19 protein-coding genes and 1 tRNA gene are annotated in these 18915 nt (G+C 68.1%); 14 read left to right on the top strand and 6 right to left on the bottom strand.

What is annotated here, in order from left to right; all coding sequences use genetic code 11:
• The 4 genes from yidC to ACI8U3_RS02345 all read left to right on the top strand — a co-directional run bounded on the left by yidC (position 1) and on the right by ACI8U3_RS02345 (position 4040).
• On the top strand, positions 1–1773 hold the full coding sequence (gene yidC, locus ACI8U3_RS02360) for a membrane protein insertase YidC (RefSeq protein WP_415013259.1): 1773 nt from the start codon (positions 1–3) through the stop codon (positions 1771–1773).
• The gene (gene yihA / locus ACI8U3_RS02355) at positions 1770–2411 is read left to right on the top strand and encodes a ribosome biogenesis GTP-binding protein YihA/YsxC (protein WP_415013258.1); all 642 of its coding nucleotides are present in this window, start codon (positions 1770–1772) and stop codon (positions 2409–2411) included. The genes yidC and yihA overlap by 4 nt, the downstream gene beginning before the upstream one ends.
• Positions 2412–2597: 186 nt before the next feature.
• A complete protein-coding gene (locus ACI8U3_RS02350; protein ID WP_415013257.1) occupies positions 2598–3590 on the top strand; it encodes an LLM class flavin-dependent oxidoreductase in 993 nt (330 codons plus the stop codon).
• 36 nt (positions 3591–3626) lie between these two features.
• Positions 3627–4040 carry a hypothetical protein gene (locus ACI8U3_RS02345; protein WP_415013256.1) on the top strand — a complete coding sequence of 138 codons (414 nt, stop codon included), beginning with the start codon at positions 3627–3629 and terminating at the stop codon, positions 4038–4040.
• A 10-nt stretch (positions 4041–4050) separates the two neighbouring features.
• Here ACI8U3_RS02345 and ACI8U3_RS02340 read toward each other — a convergent pair whose 3' ends face one another.
• Positions 4051–4191 (bottom strand): hypothetical protein, encoded by a 141-nt coding sequence (locus ACI8U3_RS02340; RefSeq protein WP_415013255.1) that lies wholly within the window; start codon positions 4189–4191, stop codon positions 4051–4053.
• 132 nt (positions 4192–4323) lie between these two features.
• On the opposite strand from ACI8U3_RS02340, the gene argB reads away from it, so the two are divergent.
• Genes argB through trmB form a run of 4 tightly spaced genes read left to right on the top strand, consistent with a single transcriptional unit; the run spans position 4324 to position 7485 of the window.
• Positions 4324–5265: an acetylglutamate kinase gene (gene argB / locus ACI8U3_RS02335; protein WP_415013254.1), complete on the top strand. Its 942-nt coding sequence runs from the start codon at positions 4324–4326 to the stop codon at positions 5263–5265.
• Positions 5262–5924, top strand: coding sequence for a pyrimidine 5'-nucleotidase (locus ACI8U3_RS02330; protein WP_415013253.1), 663 nt, complete (start codon positions 5262–5264; stop codon positions 5922–5924). The genes argB and ACI8U3_RS02330 overlap by 4 nt, the downstream gene beginning before the upstream one ends.
• Positions 5921–6772, top strand: a complete 852-nt coding sequence (gene dapD / locus ACI8U3_RS02325; protein WP_415013252.1) for a 2,3,4,5-tetrahydropyridine-2,6-dicarboxylate N-succinyltransferase — start codon at positions 5921–5923, stop codon at positions 6770–6772. The genes ACI8U3_RS02330 and dapD overlap by 4 nt, the downstream gene beginning before the upstream one ends.
• On the top strand, positions 6772–7485 hold the full coding sequence (gene trmB, locus ACI8U3_RS02320) for a tRNA (guanosine(46)-N7)-methyltransferase TrmB (protein ID WP_415013251.1): 714 nt from the start codon (positions 6772–6774) through the stop codon (positions 7483–7485). Before dapD ends, trmB begins: the two co-directional genes overlap by 1 nt.
• Here the strand turns inward: trmB and ACI8U3_RS02315 are convergent, their stop codons facing one another.
• Together ACI8U3_RS02315 and ACI8U3_RS02310 are read right to left on the bottom strand one after the other, a co-directional pair.
• Positions 7486–8238: a DUF502 domain-containing protein gene (locus ACI8U3_RS02315; protein WP_415013250.1), complete on the bottom strand. Its 753-nt coding sequence runs from the start codon at positions 8236–8238 to the stop codon at positions 7486–7488. It lies immediately after the preceding gene.
• Positions 8238–8435: a DUF1674 domain-containing protein gene (locus ACI8U3_RS02310; RefSeq protein ID WP_415013478.1), complete on the bottom strand. Its 198-nt coding sequence runs from the start codon at positions 8433–8435 to the stop codon at positions 8238–8240. Before ACI8U3_RS02310 ends, ACI8U3_RS02315 begins: the two co-directional genes overlap by 1 nt.
• Before the next feature lie 126 nt (positions 8436–8561).
• Here ACI8U3_RS02310 and htpX point away from each other — a divergent pair, with 126 nt between their 5' ends.
• Positions 8562–9494 carry a zinc metalloprotease HtpX gene (gene htpX / locus ACI8U3_RS02305; protein ID WP_415013249.1) on the top strand — a complete coding sequence of 311 codons (933 nt, stop codon included), beginning with the start codon at positions 8562–8564 and terminating at the stop codon, positions 9492–9494.
• 256 nt (positions 9495–9750) lie between these two features.
• Here the strand turns inward: htpX and ACI8U3_RS02300 are convergent, their stop codons facing one another.
• Positions 9751–10623: an isoaspartyl peptidase/L-asparaginase family protein gene (locus ACI8U3_RS02300; RefSeq protein ID WP_415013248.1), complete on the bottom strand. Its 873-nt coding sequence runs from the start codon at positions 10621–10623 to the stop codon at positions 9751–9753.
• A gap of 112 nt (positions 10624–10735) precedes the next feature.
• Between ACI8U3_RS02300 and ACI8U3_RS02295 the strand changes: the two genes are divergently transcribed.
• Complete coding sequence (locus tag ACI8U3_RS02295; RefSeq protein WP_415013247.1) at positions 10736–11737, top strand: NADPH:quinone oxidoreductase family protein; 1002 nt, start codon at positions 10736–10738, stop codon at positions 11735–11737.
• Between the two features lie 6 nt (positions 11738–11743).
• Here ACI8U3_RS02295 and ACI8U3_RS02290 read toward each other — a convergent pair whose 3' ends face one another.
• Positions 11744–12151 carry a YkvA family protein gene (locus ACI8U3_RS02290; RefSeq protein WP_415013246.1) on the bottom strand — a complete coding sequence of 136 codons (408 nt, stop codon included), beginning with the start codon at positions 12149–12151 and terminating at the stop codon, positions 11744–11746.
• A 54-nt stretch (positions 12152–12205) separates the two neighbouring features.
• Between ACI8U3_RS02290 and ACI8U3_RS02285 the strand changes: the two genes are divergently transcribed.
• From ACI8U3_RS02285 to ACI8U3_RS02275, 3 genes are all read left to right on the top strand, one after another.
• Positions 12206–12988 (top strand): SDR family oxidoreductase, encoded by a 783-nt coding sequence (locus ACI8U3_RS02285; protein WP_415013245.1) that lies wholly within the window; start codon positions 12206–12208, stop codon positions 12986–12988.
• Positions 12989–13176: 188 nt separating this feature from the next.
• Positions 13177–13251, top strand: a tRNA-Gly gene (locus ACI8U3_RS02280).
• A 167-nt stretch (positions 13252–13418) separates the two neighbouring features.
• Positions 13419–15251 (top strand): fibronectin type III domain-containing protein, encoded by a 1833-nt coding sequence (locus ACI8U3_RS02275; protein ID WP_415013244.1) that lies wholly within the window; start codon positions 13419–13421, stop codon positions 15249–15251.
• A 42-nt stretch (positions 15252–15293) separates the two neighbouring features.
• Here the strand turns inward: ACI8U3_RS02275 and ACI8U3_RS02270 are convergent, their stop codons facing one another.
• Entirely contained in the window at positions 15294–16355 is a 1062-nt protein-coding gene (locus ACI8U3_RS02270; RefSeq protein ID WP_415013243.1) for a phytase, read from the bottom strand.
• A gap of 250 nt (positions 16356–16605) precedes the next feature.
• Between ACI8U3_RS02270 and ACI8U3_RS02265 the strand changes: the two genes are divergently transcribed.
• Complete coding sequence (locus tag ACI8U3_RS02265) at positions 16606–18897, top strand: TonB-dependent receptor plug domain-containing protein (protein WP_415013242.1); 2292 nt, start codon at positions 16606–16608, stop codon at positions 18895–18897.
• Positions 18898–18915: the final 18 nt, after the last annotated feature.

Genomic DNA, 18915 nt, shown 5'->3' with positions numbered 1-18915 from the left:
ATGCAGAATGAGAGCACCCGCAACACGATTCTGTTCATCGTGTGCACCGTGGCGATCCTGCTTCTTTATCAGGTCTTCGTGCTGCAGCCCTCCACCGAGCGCCAGCGCGCCCAGCAGCAGGCGACCACCGAGGCGGGGGCCGACGCCCCCAACACGGCGCTGCGGCCCGAGACGGCGGTGTTCACCGACCGCCGCACCGCCCTGGCCACCGGTCCGCGCGTGCCGATCAGCACCCCGGTCCTGTCCGGCTCCCTGTCGCTTCAGGGCGCGCGCATCGACGACCTGTTCCTGACCAACTACCGCGAGACCCTGGACGGCGACGAGCCGGTCGAGCTGTTCCGTCCGCAAGGGACCGAGCACGCCTATTTCGCCCAGTTCGGCTGGCTGGGTCAGAACGTCCCCGGCGTTCCCGGCCCCAACACCGAATGGACCCTGACCGAGGGCTCGACCCTGGCGCCCGGCGCGCCGGTCACCCTGACCTATGACAACGGGCAGGGCCTGCGCTTCACCCGCCGCATCGAGGTGGACGAGCAGTACGTCTTCACCCTGACCGACACCGTGGCCAATCTGGGGACCCAGGCCATCACCCTGGCGCCCTATGGATCGGTCCAGCGGCACGGCGTGCCCGACGATCTGGGCCGCCAGTTCATCCTGCACGAAGGCGCCGTCGGCGTTCTGGACGACCGGCTGCGGCTGGAGAAGTACCGCGACTGGGAAGACGAGCCGCGCATCACCTACGAATCCACCGGCGGCTGGCTGGGCATCACGGACAAATACTGGATGGCGGCCCTGCTGCCGGACCAGTCCGAGACCATCGATGCGGAACTGCGCGTGCGTCAGGTGGGCGAGATGAACGTCCACGAGGCCAACATCCTGGGCGCGGCGCGGGTCATCAATCCGGGCCGCCAGATCACCGAGACCCAGCGCCTGTTCGCCGGCGCCAAGCGGGCCGAGATCCTCGCCGCCTATGAGGATGATCTGGGCATCCCGCGCTTCGACCAGGCCATCGACTGGGGCATGTTCTGGTTCCTGACCCGGCCCATCTTCCTGACGGTGGAGTTCTTCTACGGACTGGTGGGCAATTTCGGCGTCGCCATCCTGCTGCTGACCGTGGTCATCAAGCTGCTGCTCTTCCCCCTAGCCAACAAGAGCTACGAGAGCCTCTCCAAGATGAAGATGCTCGCGCCCAAGATGGAGGAGATCAAGAAGAAGCACGGCTCCGACCCGCAGAAGCAGCAGCAGGAAATGATGGCGCTGTATCAGCGCGAGAAGATCAATCCGCTGGCCGGCTGTCTGCCCATCGTGCTGCAGATCCCGGTGTTCTACGCCCTGTACAAGGTGCTGTTCGTCACCATCGAGATGCGGCACGCGCCCTTCTTCGGCTGGATCCGCGACCTGTCGGCCCGTGACCCGTCCAGCATCTGGACCCTGTTCGGCGCCATTCCCTGGGACCCGGCGACGGTTCCGCTGATCGGCGGCCTGCTGAACGGGCCGCTGCATCTGGGCGTGCTGCCGATCTTCTACGGCCTGACCATGTGGCTGCAGATGTCCATGAACCCGCCCGCGGCTGACCCGGTCCAGCGCAAGATCTTCGCCTTCATGCCGTTCGTGTTCACCTTCATCATGGCCCCGTTCGCGGCGGGCCTGCTGATCTACTGGGCGTGGAACAACATGCTCTCGATCCTGCAGCAGTACGTGATCATGCACCGCTTCAAGGCCGAGAACCCCATCGACACCTTCATCGACCGGTACATCCGCAAGAAGGCTTCATGAACCAGTTCACCGACGAGGAGATCGAGGCGGCGCGGGTGCTGTTCGCGCGGCAGGCGACCTTCGTCATGGGCTGCGCCAAGATCGAGCAGCTGCCCGATCCCGACCTGCCCGAGGTGGCCTTCGCCGGGCGCTCGAACGTGGGCAAGTCCAGCCTGATCAACGGGCTGGTGGGCATGCACAAGCTGGCCCGGGCTTCCAACGAGCCGGGGCGCACCCGCGAGGTGAACTTCTTCGATCTGGACGGCAAGATGCGTCTGGTGGACCTGCCCGGCTACGGCTGGGCCAAGGCCTCCAAGGGCGAGGTGAAGCGGTTCCAGAACCTGGGCCGGGACTATCTGCGCGGCCGGGTGACCCTGAAGCGGGTCTATCTGCTGATCGACAGCCGCCATGGGCTGAAGAAAGTGGACGACGAGGCGCTGGACGCCCTGGACGAGGCCGCCGTCAGCTATCAGATCGTCCTGACCAAGGCCGACAAGCTCAAGAAGGGCGAGGCCGAGGCCATGGGGGAAAAGACCCTCAAGGCCGTCTCCAAACGCCCCGCCGCCTATCCCTTCGTGGCCGTGACCTCGGCGGAAAAGGGCCACGGCATCCCCGAACTGCGCGCCGAGATCATGCGCACGACGGGGGTGGAAATCTGATTCTTCTCCCATCGGGAGAAGGGGGAACCCGCGCACCGGAGCGCAAGGCGCGAAGGTTCCGGCGCGGGGGATGAGGGGTTACGGCGCCCTGATCCCGACCACCGAACCCCCTCACCCTCCCGCCGCATGGCGGCGGGCCCCTTCCTCTCCCCTTGGGAGAGGGGAAACGGACCCCATATGGGCGTCATGCCCAAGCTCTCCGTACTCGACCTGTCGCCGGTGCCCGAAGGGTCCGACGTTTCCCAGTCCCTCGCCAACACCCTGGACCTGGCCCGCCACGCCGAGCGGCTGGGTTATCACCGCTACTGGCTGGCCGAGCACCACAACATGCCCGGCATCGCCAGCGCGGCCACCGCGGTGGTCATCGGCCATGTGGCGGCAGGGACGAAGACCATCCGGGTGGGCGCGGGGGGCATCATGCTGCCCAACCACGCGCCCTATGTGATCGCCGAGCAGTTCGGGACGCTGGCGGCGCTGCATCCGGGCCGCATCGATCTGGGGCTGGGCCGGGCGCCGGGCACGGATCAGGCCACCTCGCGGGCCCTGCGCCGCACGCTGGACGGCAGTGTCGACGACTTCCCCCGCGACGTCATGGAACTGATGAACTGGTTCGAGCCGGCCGAGGAAGGCCAGCGCATCCGCGCCACGCCGGGCGAGGGCCAGGAGATTCAGGTCTGGATGCTGGGCTCGTCCACATATGGGGCGCAACTAGCCGCCCATCTGGGCCTGCCCTACGCCTTCGCCAGCCATTTCGCCCCGGCCGAGCTGGAGCGGGCGCTGGCCATCTATCGCTCGAGCTTCCAGCCGTCCAAGCGCCTGTCCGAGCCCTATGTGATGCTGGGCTACAACGCCTTCGCCGCCGATACGGACGAAGAGGCGAAGGACCTGTTCACCTCGGTCCAGCAGGCGTTCGTCAATCTGCGCACCGGAAAGGCGGGCAAGCTGCCGCTGCCGCGTCCCGGCTATGCGGAGGCGCTGGACGCCGGCGCGCGCTCCATGATCGATCAGGCCCTGTCCTGCTCGGCGGTGGGCTCGCCGGAAACGGTGAAAGCCCAGCTGGACGCCTTCGTCAATCGCCACAAGCCCGACGAACTGATGGTCACCAGCCAGATTTTCGACCACACCGCGCGGGTGAAGTCCTATGAAATCCTGGCCGAGGCCGCCGGTCAGGATCGGTAGGTTGCCGCCGGGGCCCGTCCCGGCCATGCCGGAGGGATGAAGCGCACCCTCATCACCGCCGCCATCCTCGCCCTGCTTCTGGGCGTCGCGCCAATCCTGAACCTGATCGACGGTCTGCGGCCGTTCGATCGCCCTGCGCTGACCGGCGAGCCTTGCGAGACAGTGTCCTGGGCCGAGATCGCGCCGCTGGACCTGGATTTCGAGGGCAAGACCGCCCAGACCCGAGGCCGCACCAACGGGGTTCAGATCCGCAGTCCCTGGGGTGAGCCGAACATCGGCTGTCGACAGCTGTGGCGCCGCGCCGACTGCACCGCCACGGGCCCCGTCCACGTGCGCGCCCTGTCCGACGAGACCAGCGTCTATTACCGCATCGCCGAGGGACAGACCGCCCGCATCCGCGCCCACCGGGGGCGCATCGCCTGTATGGCGAACCCGACCGCAGCGGGCTGACCTCCGGCCCTTAGTCTTTCGCGCCCTTCGGCTCGGGACCTTCCGGCGCCCGGCGCGGCGCCTCGAACAGATAGAAGCCGCGCTCCAGCAGTCGGCGCGCCAGTTCGGCGTCCAGCGCCCCGGGTTTCGGTTCTGTGTGGTCCCCATCCATGACCCTGTGAACCGGTCGTGTTCGCCATCGGTTCCGCGAACCGGCGACATCATTGCACCGCCCACTCTCCTAAGCGGGCAAGAAGAAGGATAGGGTGACAGGGCCGCCCATGTCCGCTATCGCGCCGGGGCGATGAACCAGGTTCCCATTACCGAAGACGAGCGGCAGTCCGAAGACCGCAGCTGGGCCACCGCCAGGACCCTGGCCGAGGCGCTGCCCTATATCCAGGTCTATGACCGCCAGACCGTGGTCATCAAATACGGCGGCCACGCCATGGGCGACGAGGCCGTGGCCAAGCAATTCGCCGCCGATGTGGTGCTGCTGAAGCTGATGGGCGTGAATCCCGTGGTGGTCCACGGCGGCGGCCCGCAGATCAGCGCCATGCTGGACCGGGCCGGGGTCAAGTCCGAGTTCGTGGACGGCCTGCGCGTCACCGACGCGGCCACCATGCAGATCGCCGAGATGGTCCTGTCCGGCGCGGTCAACAAGGAGATCGCCAACTGGATCACCGAGGCCGGAAAACAGGCCGACGTGCGCGGCGTGGGCCTGTCGGGCAAGGACGCCGGCCTGCTGACGGTTGAGAAGACTCGGCGCACCCGACGCGACCCCGACAGCATGATCGAGCACGAGGTCGATCTGGGCTTCGTGGGCGAGCCCACCAAGGTGGACCCCAAGCTGATCCGGGGCCTGATCGCCTCGGAGTCCGAGGACTGGGTACCGGTGATCGCCCCCATCGGCGTCTCCGACGACGGCAAGACTTACAACGTCAACGCCGACACGGTGGCGGGCGCTGTGGCGGGTTCATTGCAGGCCAAGCGCATGCTGCTGCTGACCGATGTGAAGGGCGTGCTGGACAAGGACGGCCAGGTGATCCGCCAGATGACCGTGGCCGAGGCCGAGCGGCTGATCGCCGACGGCGTCGCCACCGGCGGCATGATCCCGAAGCTGGAAACCGCCATGGCGGCGGTGAAGGCCGGGGTCGAGGCGGTGGTCATCCTGGACGGACGGCGCAGCCACGCCATGCTGGTGGAGCTGTTCACCGAGCACGGCGCCGGAACACTGGTGAAGGCGTGAGCCCCTCGCTCGATCACGTGGAGCACTGGGTGTTCGACATGGACGACACCCTCTATCCGCCCGAATGCGGCCTGATGGGGCGGGTGCAGGACCGCATCAACGCCTTCTTCGTGCGCACCGTGGGCATGGAGGCGGACGAGGCGCGGCTGCTGCAGCGCCAGTATCTGCGCGATCACGGCACATCGCTCAGCGGCCTGATGCTGAACCACGACGTGGATCCCCATGCCTTTCTGGACGAGGTGCACCGGGTCGATCTGGACTGTCTGACCCCGGACCCGGTGCTGCGCGAGGGCCTGTCGCGCCTGCCCGGACGGCGGCTGGTGTTCACCAACGGCGCGGCGGCCCATGCGGAGCGGGTGCTGGCGGCGCTTCAGATCGCCGACCTGTTCGACGACGTGTTCCACATAGAGGCCTCGGACCTGATCCCCAAGCCGGACCCGCGCGCCTTCGCCCGCATGATCGAACGACACGGGGTCGACCCGCGTCGCGCGGCCTTCTTCGAGGACACGGAGAAGAACCTGAAGCCCGCCGCCGACATGGGCATGGCCACGGTGCTGGTGGGCGCCCACGCCCCGGCCTCCACCGCCGCCTTCGTGGATCACCGCGCTGAAAGCCTGCCGCCCTTCCTGAACCGCCTTGCCTTGAGAGACGCCGCATGACCCAGCAACTGGAATCCGTGATCGAAGCCGCGTGGGAGGCCCGCGCCGATCTGTCGCCGTCCACCACCGGCGACGTCCGCGATGCGGTGATGGAGGCGCTGGACCTGCTGGATTCCGGCCAGGCCCGGGTGGCATCGCGCGGCGAGGACGGCGTCTGGACCACGCATCAGTGGCTGAAGAAGGCGGTGTTGCTGTCCTTCCGCCTGAACGACAACACGGTCATGTCCACGGCGGGCAAGGGCTTCGCCTCGCCCCACGCCGGGCACGGCCCGTGGTGGGACAAGGTACCCAACAAGTTCGGCGGCTGGCACGCCGAACAGTTCCGCGATGCGGGCTTCCGCGCCGTGCCGGGCAGCTTCGTGCGTCACGGCGCCTTCATCGGCAAGAATGTGGTGCTGATGCCGTCCTTCGTGAACATCGGCGCCTATGTGGACGAGGGCGCCATGGTGGACGCCTGGGCCACCGTCGGCTCGTGCGCCCAGATCGGCAAGAACGTGCACCTGTCCGGCGGCGCGGGCATCGGCGGGGTGCTGGAGCCGCTGCAGGCCAACCCCACCATCATCGAGGACGGCTGTTTCATCGGCGCCCGCGCCGAGGTGGCCGAGGGCGTCATCGTGCGCGAGGGCGCGGTGCTGGCCATGGGCGTCTATCTGTCGGCGTCCACCAAGATCGTCGACCGGGCCACCGGCGAGGTGTTCCGCGGCGAGGTGCCGGCCTACAGCGTCGTCGTGCCCGGCGCCCTGCCGGATCCCAAGGGCGGGCCGTCCCTGTACTGCGCCGTCATCGTCAAGCGCGTGGACGCCCAGACCCGCGCCAAGACCGGCGTCAACGAACTGCTGCGGGACTGATGAGCGAGCCTGACGACAAGACCGACGGCGCCCCGCCCACCTGGGGCCCCATGCGCTCGTTCGGGCGCATCCGCTCGCGCACGCTGAAGCCGCGCCAGGCGGCCCTGTTCGACACCCTTTTGCCGACCATCGCCCTGCCGGACCCGGAGGCGGGGCCGATCGATCCGAAGGCGTTGATGCCGGACGCGGCGGAAGTCTGGATCGAGATCGGCTTCGGCGGCGGAGAGCATCTGGCGGAACAGGCCCGGCGCCATCCCGACGCCCTGATGATCGGCTGCGAGCCCTTCCTGAACGGCGTGGGCTCGGCCCTGCGCCATGTGGAGGAGATGGCGCTGAAGAACGTGCGCCTGCACGCCGGCGACGCGCGGGCGGTGATGGAGGCCCTGCCGGACGCCAGTCTGGACCGGGTCATGATCCTGTTCCCCGACCCCTGGCCCAAGGCGCGGCACAACAAGCGCCGCCTGATCCAGGACGAGACGGCGGCGGAGATCTCCCGGGTGCTGAAGCCCGGCGGCCTGCTGCGCTTCGTCACCGACTGGAAGGACTACGCCGCCTGGGCCCACGAACGCCTCCTGCGCACCGAGGGGCTGGAGTGGCGGGCGGAGCGGGCCGACGACTGGCGCACCGCGCCCGCCGACCATGTCACCACCCGCTATGAGGAAAAGCAGCTGGGCGACACCCCGCCCATCTTCCTGGAGTTCATCCGGACCTGATCAGCTCGGGTCCGGCGTAATGGGCGGGGGCGAGCCCGCCGGGTCGGGATGGCCGGTGGTGCGGTACTTGACCGCCTCGGGCGCGATGACCCCGCCGGAGACGATGAACTGCACCGCTTCGTTCAGGGTCCAGTCCAGCCACACCAGCTGATCCACAGGCACGATCTCCACATAGCCCGAGGTGGGGTTCGGCGTGGTGGGCACATAGACCGCCGCCAGCTCCTCACCGGTGTCCGAGGCGCGGAACCGCTTGGTCACCAGACCCACCGCGCGCATCTCGGGCGAGGGGAACTGGATCAGAACCACCTTCTGCGCACCCTCGGTTGGGGACTGGAAGCTGGAGATCAGCTGGCGGGCCGACCCATAGACCACGCTGCCCACCGGGATGCGGGTGATGAAATCCTCCACCATCCGCCCGACGATGCGGCCCACCACGCCCTTGGCCATCAGGCCCACCACCACCAGCGCCCCGAGGGCCACCAGGATGTTCAGGATGGTCGCCGTCACCGGATGCAGCAGGAAGCCTTCCATTCCGGGCGCGATCGCCAGCACCGCGGCGTTGAACGGACTGGTCATCAGCCCGCCCACGAAGGCGGCCACCTGCAGCACCAGCCACAGGACCCACAGGGTGAGCGCCAGCGGCGCCACGGCCACCGCGCCCACCACCAGCGCCTCGGACGCCCGCGCGGCCCAGGACTTCACATGATGGCGCGCCCGGCGCAGTTCGTCTTCGGTGAGGGCCCAGCGGTTCATCAGAAGTCCACCGCCAGACCCTTTTTCTCCCAGTCGCCATAGCGCGTGGGCTCGGCCCCGCGCGGCCCGCCCTGCTCCGGCGGCAGGTCCAGCTGCGGCGCGGCGGCGCGGCGGGCGGCGGCCTCCTCCAGCGCACGGCGGGCTGCGGGGCTCAGCGCCTTGTCCTGGGCCGCGTCCGGCAGGTCCGGGTTCAGCATCACGGGGGTGTCTTCGGCGGGCTGATCGGTCACGGGTGCGGGCTCTTGAGGCGGGGACGGTCCCGCTCCACATAGTATGTCACGAGGTCGGCGACAAAGCCCGACCGCTCATTCGCACGGAAAACGATGAACCACATCAAGACCTTCATGCTGCTGGCCGCCATGACCGCCCTGTTCGTGGGCGTCGGCTATCTGATCGGCGGCGCCACGGGCATGCTGATCGCCCTGCTGTTCGCGGTGGCGCTGAACTTCGTCAGCTACTGGAACGCCGACAAGATCGTGCTGAAGATGTACCGGGCCCAGCCGGTGGACGAGAGCCACCCGGACCCGGTGGTGCGAAACTATGTTGCCGACACCAAGGCCATGGCGACGGCGGCGGGTCTGCCCCTGCCCAACATCGTCATCATCCCCAATGACCAGCCCAACGCCTTCGCCACGGGCCGCAATCCCGACAACGCGGCGGTGGCGGCCACCACCGGCCTGCTGCGCATGCTGAACCGGGCCGAAATCCGCGGCGTCATGGCCCACGAGCTGGCCCATGTGAAGAACCGCGACACCCTGGTCATGACCGTGACCGCCACCATCGCCGGCGCCATCGCGGCCCTGGCCAATTTCGCGTTGTTCTTCGGCGGGCGGGACCGGCCCGGCGGCATCATCGGGACCCTGGCCATCATGCTGCTGGCCCCCATGGCCGCCGCGCTGGTGCAGATGGCCATCAGCCGCACCCGCGAATACGGCGCGGACCGGGTGGGCGCCGAGATCGCGGGCGACCCCCAGGCCCTCGCCTCGGCCCTGGCCAAGATGGAGCGCTACGCCCGGGGCGAGCTGAACGTGGCGGCCGAGCGCAATCCCGCCACCGCCCACATGTTCATCGTCAATCCGTTGAACGGGAAGGGCGCGGACAACCTGTTCTCCACCCACCCGGCCACCGCCAACCGCATCAAGGCCCTGAACGACATGGGCGGCGGATCGCGCCCGGCCTTCTTCGCCGAACCGGAAGCCCCGCGCGGCGGCGCCTTCGTGCCGGTGACGGGCGAGCGGCGTGGGCCGTGGGGGTGAGGCCCTTTGTAAACCCGGAAACGCCGCAGGCGTTATCCGGGACGGGACGGGCCGGACAATAGAAAGCCGCTCACCCCGGCGAAGGCCGGGGTCCAGATCATAAGGCTAGATGGCTGGACGTCTTGCCGCGGCCGGTCCCCGACCATCCCGCTACGCCATCTGGATCCCGGCCTTCGCCGGGATGAGCGGGGGGTGTCGGCTGCGTCCCGGCTCTTCCCCCGGAACAAGTCCGGGGTTCGGCCGGGATGACACGGCCCTACCCGAACACCTCCACCCCGATCTCGCCTGACACGTCCAGCCAGGCGCGCTTCATGCCCTGGCTGTTGAAGGGATCGGCGCGGTTTCCGTGGCGGTCCAGGGCGATCAGGCCGCCGTCGCCGCCCATGGCGCCGATCTGGTCGATGACGGCGCGGGCGGCCGGGGCCAGGGGCTGGTTGGCGGCCACGCGCCAGGCGGTCTGGGCCGCCGCCGCCGTGCGGATGAAATATTCCCCCTGGCCGGTGCAGGACACCGCCGCATGGTCGTCGGCCCAGGTTCCGGCGGCGGGGATGGGGGTGTCGCCGACGCGGCCGGGCATCTTGCCGAACACCCCGGCGGTGGAGGTGGCAGCCGCCAGCCGCCCCTTCGCGTCCAGCACCACGCAGCCCACCGTGCCGTGGGCCAGGGTTCCCGGCGGATGGTTGTCGTCCCCCTGACCGGCGCGGGTGAACCACGCCTCCGGGTCATCCACGGCGTCCAGCCTCTGGTCCCGGGCGAAATCGGCGGCGCCCTGACCGGCCAGCATGACGTGGGGGGTCTTCTCCATCACCGCCCGGGCGGCGCGGATGGGGTTGCGGAAGCCCTGCAGGGCGGCCACGGCCCCGGCCTTCTGGGTGGCGCCGTCCATCAGGCTGGCGTCCAGCTCATAGCGGCCGTCCAGATTGGGCGAGGCGCCGCGCCCGGCCACATACAAACCCGAGTCCTCCAGCCTCACCACCGCCTCCACGGCCACGTCCAGGGCCGAGGCCCCGCCGGACAGCCGCGCGGCCATGGCCTCCACCACCTCGCGCATGTTCGCGGTCTCGCGGTCGTAGTTCACCGAGCGCCGGGCGCCGGCGCCCCCGTGCAGGATCAGGGCGGGACGGGTCATGGGACTTCCTGAGCGTAATCTGTCTTCGCCCTTTTCACGGGCCTTCGCGCTCATTAGCGTTCAGGAGGGGCGGACGCCACCGTCCGCCTGCCAGCTTCAAGCGAGGTTCGATTTGCGCGCTGTCCTGTCCCATGCCCCCGGCGGCCCCGAGACCCTGAAGGTCGAAGAGATCAACGACCCCACCCCCGGCAAGGGCCAGGTGGTGATCGAGGTGAAGGCGGTGGGGATCAATTTCCCCGACACCCTGATCATCGAGGACAAATACCAGTTCCGACCCGAGCGCCCCTTCGCGCCGGGCGCCGAGGTGGCCGGGATCGTCGAGGCCGTGGGCGAGGGCGTCAAGAATGTGCGCAAGGGCGACCGGGTCATCGCCGTGCCCGGCTGGGGCGGTCTGGTGGAGCGCATCGCCGTGCCCGCGACCCACGTCATTCCCATGCCTCAAGGCATGAGCTTCGAGGAGGGCGCGGCCCTCGTGATGACCTACGGCACCAGCTATTACGCCCTGAAAGACCGGGCCCGGCTGAAGGAGGGCGAGACCCTTCTGGTGCTGGGCGCGGCGGGCGGCGTGGGCGCTGCGGCGGTGGAGCTGGGCAAGGCCATGGGCGCGCGGGTGGTGGCCGCCGCCTCCACCAACGACAAGGTGGAGTTCGCGCTGGAGCTGGGGGCCGACAACGGCCTGATCTATCCCACCGGCCCCATGGACAAGGCGGCGCAAAAGGAACTCTCCGGCGAGCTGAAGCTGGCCACCGGCCGCGACGGAGCCGACGTGGTGTTCGACGGGGTGGGCGGGGACTACGCCGAGCCGGCCGTGCGGGCCATGGACTGGGACGGCCGCTATCTGGTGGTGGGCTTCCCGGCGGGCATTCCGTCTCTGCCGCTGAACCTGACCCTGCTGAAGTCGGTGTCCATCGTCGGCGTCTTCTGGGGCGCCCATGTGGCCCGCGAGCCGGAGCAGCACGCCGCCAACATGGCCGACCTGATGCGTCTGTACGCCGAGGGCAAGATAAAGCCCCGCGTCTCGCGCACCTTCCCCCTGCACAAGGCGGGCGAGGCCATCCAGGCGCTGGGCGACCGTCAGGCCCTGGGCAAGATCGTGGTGACGGTCGAGGACTGACCGTCCCTATTCGCGGCGCATGGCCTCCAGCGTCTGTTCCGCCGACTGGTAGTGGCGTCCCCGGATGTTGGAGCCCACCAGAGCGATCATGGCGGCGATCACCGCCGCGTCGTCGGTGAAGCCGATGCCCATGAACACGTCGGGAATGGCGTCCACCGGCATGACGAAATAGCCCAGCCCCGCCAGCATCATGGCCTTGGCGCGGAACGGCGTCTCCGGGTCCCGGGCCGCATGCCAGGCGGCTACAGCCTCCTTGGCGAAGGGGATGCGCGTGGCGGTGCGCCGGATCTTGGGCCAGAATCCGCGCCGCACCCGCTGGGCGTTGGTGCGGATCACGGCGGGGACCAGGGCGCGCGAGGGCTCCAGCACCTCTTCGGGCGTTTCAATTGAAGACGGTTTGGCGTTTGACGTCATGGCGTCTAAATCCTCGGCCCAGCTCTCAGTTCAATCAATATAGGGATGAATGCCATGAAACTGGACGGTTCAATCGCGGCGGTGGTGACGGGCGGCGCCTCGGGTCTCGGCGAAGGCACGGCGCGGGCCCTGGCGGCCAAAGGCGTCAAGGTGGCCATCTTCGACCTGAACGAGGAAGCGGGCGAGAAGGTCGCGTCCGAGATCGGCGGGGTGTTCTGCAAGGTCGATGTGACCGACGACGCCTCGGTGGCCGCCGCCTTCGAAAAGGCCCGCGCCGCCCACGGGCAGGAGCGCCTGACCGTCAACTGCGCCGGCATCGCCACCGGCCAGAAGACCGTGTCGCGCAAGAAGGACACCGGCGAGATCCGCGCCCACGACATGGCCCAGTTCGAAAAGACCGTGACGGTCAACCTGTTCGGCACCTTCCGCGTAGCGTCCCAGTCGGCGGCCGGCATGATCACCCTCGACCCCATGGACGACGGCGAGCGTGGCCTGATCGTCAACACCGCCAGCGTGGCGGCCCAGGACGGCCAGATCGGCCAGGCGGCCTATTCGGCCTCCAAGGGCGGCGTCTACGCCATGACCCTGCCCATGGCCCGCGACCTGATGAACGAGGGCGTGCGGGTCAACACCATCCTGCCGGGCATCATGTGGACCCCCATGATGGCGGGCATGGACCAGAAGGTTCAGGACGCCCTGGCCGCCATGATCCCCTTCCCCAAGCGTCTGGGCACCCCCGCCGACTACGCGTCCCTGGCCCTTCACCTGGCCGAGAACACCTACATCAACGGCGAATGCATCCGCCTTGACGGCGGAATCCGTCTCGCCCCTCGCTGAGGCGAGGGGGCGGGGCGCTACCGCTCGCGTCGCGGACGCTCGCTGCTTGAGCGCAGGTTTGGGCGCTACCGCTCGCGTCGCGGACGCTCGCTGCTTGAGCGCGTTTGATAAGGGGATTTCCGAATTTCGGCGATCCCCTCTTGCAGCCCCCGCCCGCGCTCGGCTATACGCCCGCCCTCGACTGAAGCGCGGGCGTAGCTCAGGGGTAGAGCATCACCTTGCCAAGGTGAGGGTCGGGCGTTCGAATCGCCTCGCCCGCTCCAGTCGAAACGCAAAGAGCCTCGTCTTCGGACGGGGCTTTTTTGTTTTGGGCGATGTGCTCAGTCCCCGGCATGGTTTGCGGACACGCCCCTGTCACACACTGGCCTCACCATAAGACATCCCCTTCATGACGGTCAGCGCCTTGCGCGGCCCCAGTTCAGGATCGCCCATGTCGCCGCGCAAGCTTCTTGTCGCCCTCGCCCTGTCGGCGGGGCTGGCCCTGTCGCACAGCCCGACCTTCGCCCAGTCGGGCTCGCCTCCGGCCGAGTCGCCCCACGCGCCGCTGGAAGCGTATGTCTCGGATATTCTGGACCGTATGGTGCGCGAGATGGGGCCGGACGAGCGTCTGGCCCTGACGCCGGAAAGCGCCGCGGCCTTCCTCAACGCGGAGGAGCGTGAGCGCCTGTCCACGGGCTTCGCCCGCTTCACCGTCGATCGGCCGTCGCGCCTGTTCGTGGCCTTCGACAGCGCGTATGGCGAGACGCCCTTCTGGCTGGCGGACATGGGCTTCCAGCGCCGGGCCGATCTGGACTTCGTCGTCGATGTGGAGGACCCCTTTCACGTCTGGGAGAAGGCCGTGCCCGCTGGCGAGGTGAACCTGGGCGTGCCCAGCCTGTCCGGCGAGCTGAAGCCCTACATCGTCTTCGCCGCCCCAGCCGAGGGCGAGGGGACCGTCGCCATCACCCCGCTGGTTCCGGGCGCCGATGTGCAGACCGCCCGCGAAGGCGGCGAGGCCTATGTGGACGACAACGACTATTTCAACGCCCTGCCCGCCGAACTGGACGGCCTGCCCGTGCTGCGCAGCTTCGAGAGCTGGGAGTTCACCTCGCGCATGGTGGGCTTCTTCCGCGCCACCGACTATCCGTCGTCGGCCCAGCCGGATCACCTGCAACTGACTTTCCAGGACGACCCTCGCACCGGCGTGACGGTGCAGTGGCGCACTGACGAGACGGTGGACGACTCCATCCTGTGGATCGCGCCTGCGGGCGACGACGGCGCGGGCCGCATGCTGACGGCCGAGGCCGCCGAGCTGACCAGCCGCCAGATCGTCAACGACCCCGACATCCGCATGCACCGGGTTCGGCTGGACGACCTGACTCCGGGCACGGACTATGAGTACGCGGTCAGCGCCGATGGCGGACAGACCTGGACCCAGCGTCGCCGTTTCCACACAGCGGCGGACGCGGGCGCCGAGCCCTACGCCTTCGTCTATCTGGGCGATCCCCAGAACGGGCTGGACGAGTGGGGCGATCTGATCCGCCGCGCGGACGGCCGCTTCCCCGAGGCGCGTTTCTACATGATCGCCGGCGACCTGATCGACCACGGTACCGAGCGCGACAACTGGGACCAGTTCTTCCACGAGGGCTCCACCGTGTTCGACCGCACGCCTGTGGTCCCGGCGCTGGGCAACCACGACAGCCACGGCGGCCACCCGACCCTGTACCTTCAGCAGTTCGCCCTGCCGGACAACGGGGCCGAGACCCTCGATCCGGGCCGCACCTATCACGTGACCTACCAGGATCTGCTGGTGGTGGTGATGGACTCCAACTACGACCTGGTGGAGCCGGAGCTTCAGACGGAATGGCTGGACCGGGTGCTGGGCGAAAGCGACGCCCGCTGGAAGGTGGTGATCTACCACCATCCGTTCTACGCCTCGCGCCCGGGCCGGGATAACTATCCGCTGCGCGACGCCTGGGGCCCGATCTTTGACCGGCACAATGTGGACATCGCCTTCCAGGGCCACGACCACGCCTATATGCGCACCGTGCCCATGCGCGGCCATGAGCCGGTCGCCGAGGGCGAGCACGGCACGGTCTATCTGGTGGCTGTGTCGGGGACCAAGATGTACGAGCAGACCCTGCCCGACTTCGCCGCCTTCGGCGCGGTCAACACCCGCACCTATCAGATCATCGAGGTGGATCCGGCGACCGGCGAGCTGAGCTATCGCGCCGTCGACGTGGATGGCCAAGTGATCGACAGCTTCGACCTGTCGAAGGACTGAAAGAAACAGGGGGCGGCAGGTGATCCCTGCCGCCCCCCAGCCTCAGAACTTCAGCGCGCGGCGCACCTCGCGCCAGTCCACCATTTTGAAGTTCTGCTGGTTGGGCCCGGAGTCGTCCTGGTCATCGTGCATGGCCAGCAGGCCCTGGGGGAAATCCCCGATGGGTCCCGACCAGGCGGTGACCCCGTCCGTCGCCGTCACCGCGTCGATGCCGTTGGCGTCGATGACGGCGAAGCGGCCCAGATAGATATGCTCGTCGCCCTCGATGCGGAACACCGGATAGGTGCTGTCGCCCTGGCTCGACACGATCAGATAGGACTGGCCGCCGTCGCGCATTATGGCGAGGCCCTCCACGTCGGCCGTCAGCCGTTCGTTGTCGACGCGGACGACGGACGTGGCCTCGGGCGAGCCGGCGGGATCCAGGTCGACGCGCCAGACGCCCACATCCTCTTCGCCCACATACACGGTGTCGCGTTCCTCGTCGGCGACGCAGCCCTCCAGCTGGGAGTTCAGGTTGACCGTCCGCATGGGGCCGACTTCGGGACCGTTCGCCCCGGCGCTCACGGCCCACTGGTTCACGGTCCCCGCCTTGGTGGTGGCGATCAGATAGAAGGTCTGGTCCACGTTGGCCATGCAGAAGCCGTAGGGCTCGCCGATGTCGGTAGGGATATGGCCATACTCGCGGACCTCAAGGGTGCGCGGGTCCAGCAGCCAGGTGTTGATGCCCAGATTGTCCAGGGTGTCGTTGGTGGCGGCCACCAGCACCATCTCACGGCCGTCGACCATGAAGCCTTCGCGCAGGTCCACATTGTTCAGCTGACCGGCCGGGAAGAACTGGCGCACCGTGCCGTCCAGATTGTGCACATAAAGGCCGTCGGACTTGTCCGTGCCGAACAGCACCGCGCGGGACGGATCGGCCGCATCGGCCCACAGGGCCGGGTCGTCGGCGTCCACTTCCGGATCCGTGGTGACCACCGTCTCCCCGACGGCCGGGACGCCGCGCGCCGGATCGCCGAGGGCGTGGATCCCTTGGGGGCCCTCGGTGGCGCAGGCGGTGAGCAGGGCTGTGATCGCAACAGTGGCGAGAAGGGCGGGAGATTTCATGCGGCGCTCCTGATGTTCGGGATATTTCCGTACACGGATAAAGAAAAGCGGGGCCCTTATCCAAATTCTCGCGGGCCATAGCGGCGCCAAAACCGCGCCACAAGAAAAATACGAACAACCGGCGCAGTTGTCGTTGAACTGTCATCAAGTCGTCAGGTCCATCGTCACGATCCTTTTCTAACTCCCCAACGACGACGGGTCGCGCTCGGTCCGTCGCAAGCGCGCTTGCGCCAAGAATTCGGGGATCACCATGTCGAAATCATTTTCCGCCCGGCGCTCCATGCTGCTCGCCGGCGTCGCGGCCCTTGCGCCGCTGTGCGCCGCCGCCGCGGCCCACGCCGATGTCGTCGACGCCGTCGCGGACGAAGTCGTCGAGACCCAGCCGGGTCAGGCCGTCACCCAGGTCGAGGAAGTCATCGTCACCGGCCAGATCGCCTTCCGGAACCGGACCGAGGACGAGAACCCGATCCTGTCCTACGACCTGGACTACTTCCAGCGCTTCGAGCCCGTCTCGGTGGGCGAAATGCTCAAGCGTGTCCCGGGCGTGACCTTCACCTCCGACGTGCTGGAGTTCGACGGCGTGTCCATGCGCGGCCTGCCGCCGGGCTACACCAACGTCCTGATCAACGGCCGACGCGCGCCGGGCGGCGAGGACGACGGCAGCTTCTTCGTGGACCGCATCCCCGCCGAACTGGTCGAGCGCATCGAGATCATCCGCAGCCCCCGCGCCGACCAGCCGTCGGACGGCGTGGCCGGCGCCCTGAACATCGTGCTGAAGGAAGGCGCCAGCATCGAGGGCGGATTCGTGCGCGGCGGCGCCCTGATCAACGAGGACGGCGGCGTTCGCCCCTCGGGCTCCATCGGCTATGCCGGCAACACCGAAAACACCAGCTTCTGGGCCGGTCTGAACTATCAGGGGCGCCGCAATCCCAAGGAAAAGACCTCGTTCCGCTACGACGGTGACGGAAACCTGGACAATATTGAACTGCAGGACGACACCCGCGACGGCGTCGACATCTCGGCCAACGCCGAGCTGACCCGCTGGTTCGACAACGGCCGCCTGCGCTTCAACGGCCTGGTGGTCGATACCGATCGCGACGAGGACGAGGTTTCACTGGAGTATGTGGACGACGGCACGGGCAGCTTCACCGAGCTGGACGGCGCCGAAATCCAGGCCGAGCGGATCAGCCAGCAGACCTACGCCCTGGGCATGGACGGCGAGTTCCGGATGGGCGTGGGCGAGCTGGACTTCGATCTGGCCTACTCTTCGTTCCGCGACGAGACCTCCAGCACGACCTGGGCCGGCGACGACGAAGCCAGCGCCGAGCTGGATGAGGTCGTGGCCCTGGACATCACCGACAACGAATATGGCGGCGGCCTGGCCTACACGGTCGAGAACGGAGCCTGGGAGTTCAAGTTCGGCATGGACGCCCTGCTGAAGGAGCGTGAGGCCTCCGAGATCGAGTTCGACATCGAGGACGACGGGACGGTCGGCGACCCCGACCCGGCGCCCGGCGCCATCTACACCATCGAGGAGCGCCGCCTGGAGCCCTACGTCCGCCTGACCTGGACGCCCTCGCCCCAGTTCACCCTGGACGGCGGCGTCCGGTTTGAGTCCACGGATCGCGATGTGACCAGCGACCTGGGCGAGGTGTCCTCAAGCAGCGAAGAGTTCTTCCCCTCGCTGCACGCCACCTGGCGGCCGACGGCGCAGGACCAGTTCCGCGCCTCGTTGGCCCGCACCCAGCGCCGGCCCGACTACAGCTTCCTGGCGCCCTATATCGCCAACGAGGAGCCCGGCGATGAGGACGCCCTGCGCGGCAACCCGGACCTGATCAGCGAAACCGCCTATGGCCTGGACCTGGGCTATGAGCACCGCATCGGGTCGCGGGGCGTGTTTGGCGTGAACCTGTTCTACCGCGACGTCAGTGACGTCATCGAACTGGTCAACACCGGCCTGGACGTGAACGAGGACGGCGAGACGCCGGGCGCCGACGACGTCTACAACCTGTATGAGCCCCGCAATATCGGCGACGGCACGACCTGGGGCGTCGAGATCGACTTCTCCGCGCCGCTGGACTTCGTCGGCCTTCCGGACACCGGCCTGTTCTTCAACTACACCTGGATGGACTCCGAGGTCACCGACCCGTTCACCGGCGTGGACCGTCCGTTCCGCAACCAGCCGTCCAACGTCTACAACATCGGCTTCATCCACACGGTGAATCCTTGGGACATGAGCTTCGGCGCCAGCCTCTACGGGCGTGATGAAGGCTATGAGTCGGGCCTGGATGAGACCATCGTGGTGGACTACGATCAGGACCTGGAAGCCTTCATCGAGCGCCGCTTCGGCGACCGCGTTGTGGTGCGTCTGGCGGCCATGAACCTGCTGGACAAGGAGAAGCGCGAGGACTTCCTGAAGTACGACGGCGACTCCGTCGAGGAGATCCTGGACAACCGCCGCAACGGGATCATCGACGAGATCGAGGCCGAGAGCGAGCGGTCGGGCGTGCTGTACCAGATCACCCTGCGCGCCACCTTCTAGAACCCTTTCTTCCCCCGC

Source organism: Brevundimonas sp., assembly GCF_047617075.1.
In the GTDB taxonomy this organism is placed as follows: Bacteria; Pseudomonadota; Alphaproteobacteria; order Caulobacterales; family Caulobacteraceae; genus Brevundimonas.
The sequence above is the reverse complement of the archived record's forward strand: the minus strand, read 5'-3'. Positions and strand labels throughout refer to the sequence as shown.